The sequence below is a fragment of the Enterovirga sp. genome, assembly GCF_035325185.1.
GTDB lineage: Bacteria > Pseudomonadota > Alphaproteobacteria > Rhizobiales > Beijerinckiaceae > Enterovirga.
The window spans coordinates 1-2512 of the sequence record NZ_DAOLAJ010000121.1 but is presented as its reverse complement, the minus strand read 5'-3'; the positions used below and the strand labels follow the sequence as shown (position 1 = coordinate 2512).

Annotated in this window: 2 protein-coding genes; one reads left to right on the top strand and one right to left on the bottom strand. The window is 71.3% G+C overall.

What is annotated here, in order from left to right; all coding sequences use genetic code 11:
- Positions 1-434 precede the first annotated feature (434 nt).
- On the top strand, positions 435-935 hold the full coding sequence (locus tag PKD06_RS17055) for an N-acetyltransferase (RefSeq protein ID WP_324382214.1): 501 nt from the start codon (positions 435-437) through the stop codon (positions 933-935).
- 12 nt (positions 936-947) lie between these two features.
- On the opposite strand, the gene PKD06_RS17050 is transcribed toward PKD06_RS17055, so the two are convergent.
- Positions 948-2330, bottom strand: coding sequence for an amidase (locus PKD06_RS17050; protein WP_324382213.1), 1383 nt, complete (start codon positions 2328-2330; stop codon positions 948-950).
- Positions 2331-2512 lie beyond the last annotated feature (182 nt).

Sequence of the window (2512 nt, the reverse complement as noted above, 5' to 3'; positions counted from 1 at the left end):
CGCCGCCGATCCCTCAGCCCGCCGGAGCAGCTCGTCCGCCGCCTGCTTCGCGGCCGCGACCTTCCCCTCGTCCACCAGGGCGAAGGCCGGAAGGGCCAGCGTCAGCAGGCCCGCCGCGAGGACCCAGCACGTCAAAAACCTGCGCATCGGCTCTCTCCTCCCGGTCGATCGCGGAGCCACCGCCCCTGAGACCTTGGGCATGCCGGCCGGCTCGATCCGGCATCACCCGACAATACCGGCCGGGACAAGCCCGCGCGAGCGGTTTCCGCGAGACGCGCCGACTGCGCGAAAACGGCGCCGCAATTGCGAGAGACCCGCGCCGGACGAAACGGCCGATTGCCGCCTGTCCCCACATCAAGTCAGTGACTTGAGAGCCCTTTTGGACATATCGCACAGGTCGGCCCGCCGAATCCCAGAAGGACGCCGAAACGCCCGTGACCAGCCTGCCCCTGTCGATCCTCCAGGAGCGCCCGGAGGATGCCCCCTCGATCGAGCGTCTGCACGAGCGCGCCTTCGGCCCCGGCCGCTTCGCGCGAACGGCCTTCCGGCTTCGCGAGGGAGCAGCCTCGACGCCCGAACTGTGCTTCACCGCGCTCGTCGGCACGCTCCTGGTCGGCTCGATCCGCCTCTCGCCCCTGCAGCTCGGCGCCGCGCCGGGCCTGCTGCTCGGGCCGCTCGCGGTCGATCCGGCCTTCGAGGGACGCGGCATCGGGGCGGCGCTGATCGGCCGTTCCCTGGAGAAGGCGCGCACAGGCGGCCATGTCCTCGTCCTCCTGGTCGGCGACGAGCCCTATTACGCCCGCTTCGGCTTCAGGCGCGCGCCGGCCGCCCTCACCCTTCCTGCCCCTGTCGATCCGGCGCGCCTCCTGCTGGCGGAACTGGCAGAGGGCGCCGCCGCGCAGGCAAAAGGCCGGGTCGCGCCCCGGAGGGATTGAGCGGCCTCGCCGTCAGAGCGCCGGCCAAGGCGGAAGCGGGTCGCGCAGGCGCTCGAAGGCGGCTGCGAGGGCCAGCACGCCGGGATCATCGAAACGGCGCCCCACGACCTGAAGGCCGATCGGAAGCCCTGCCCGGCTCGTCGCGGCAGGGACCGAGATCGCGGGCTGCTCCGAGAAATTGAAAGGCATCGTGAAGCAGATATGCTCGAAGGGCCGCTGCGGATCGTCGAGGGGCGAGGCCATGCCGGCCGGAAAGGCGGTGCAAGGCGCAACCGGCGAGAGGACGAAATCGAAGACGCCCGTCGCCCTGAGCGTCGCGTCGCGAATGGCGTGGATCTGGCTCACGCCATGATAGACGGTTGCGCCGTCGTAACGGCGCGCCGGCTCGACCCATTCGGCGATATAGGGCAGGACGCGCCGCCATGCGTCCGGCCCCAGGGCGTCGAGGTCGGCGCAGGAGCGCGCCCGCCAGAACCTGTCCAGGCCGTCCAGCATCTCGCGGGTGAGGAAAGGCGCGATGGTCTCGACGACCGCGCCCTCCCTCTCGAAGAGCCGCGCAGCGTGCTCGACGGCGGCCGCAACCTCGGGGTCGACCGGCAGGCCGCAGCCGGCCTGCGGCAGATAACCGATGCGCAGGCCCTTCAGCCCGATGCCCGGACCGGCAAAGTCGAGCGCGGCGAGCGGCAGGCTCATGCCGTCGCGCGCATCCGGCCCCGCCATCTCGCGCATCATCAGGGCGGCATCGCGCACCGTCCTCGTCATGGGCCCGGCGACGCGTCCCCAATAGGGCGGGTCGACCGGCACCCGGCCGAAGGAAGGCTTCAGCGCGACGATGCCGCACCAGGTGCCGGGCAGGCGTATCGAGCCCCCGATATCGGTGCCGACGTGGAGCGGCCCGTAGCCGGCAGCGGCGGCCGCGCCGGCCCCGGAGGACGAGCCGCCGGGTGTCTTCGACAGGTCCCAGGGGTTGCGGGCGAGCGGATGGAAGGAGGAGAGTCCCGAGGACAGCATGCCGAAATCGGGCATGACGGTCTTGGCGAGGAGCACGCTTCCAGCCTCGGCGAGACGCGCGGCGGCGGGCGCGTCGCGCAGGCTGAGGGGAGGCTCGCGGGCGGCTGTGCCGAGCGGCATCGGATCGCCGACGGTCGCGACGTTCTCCTTGAGTGTCAGCGGCACTCCCTCGAGCGCGCGAGCCTCCCCCCTCGCCCAGCGCGCCTCCGAAACCGCGGCGGCGGCGAGCGCCGCCTCCGGCCGGAAGAGGTAAAGGGCATGCAGCTTCGGCTCGCGGGCCTCGATCCGGGCGATGACGGCGCGGACGACCTCCACGGGGGAGAGGCGGCCGGTCCGATAGGATTCGAGAAGCTCGGCGGCGGCGAGATCAGCGAGTGAGTTCAAGGCAAGAACCGGACGGATCGCATGCCCACGACCCACGCCGAGTCGAAGCTTGCGTCAAGGCCGCTATTCGTTGCATGGCACGAGCCTCTTCCCAGCGACCCGCTCCTGCCCTATGGTCACGCTGCTTCGCACCCGTAGCTCAGCTGGATAGAGCGTTGCCCTCCGAAGGCAAAGGTCACACG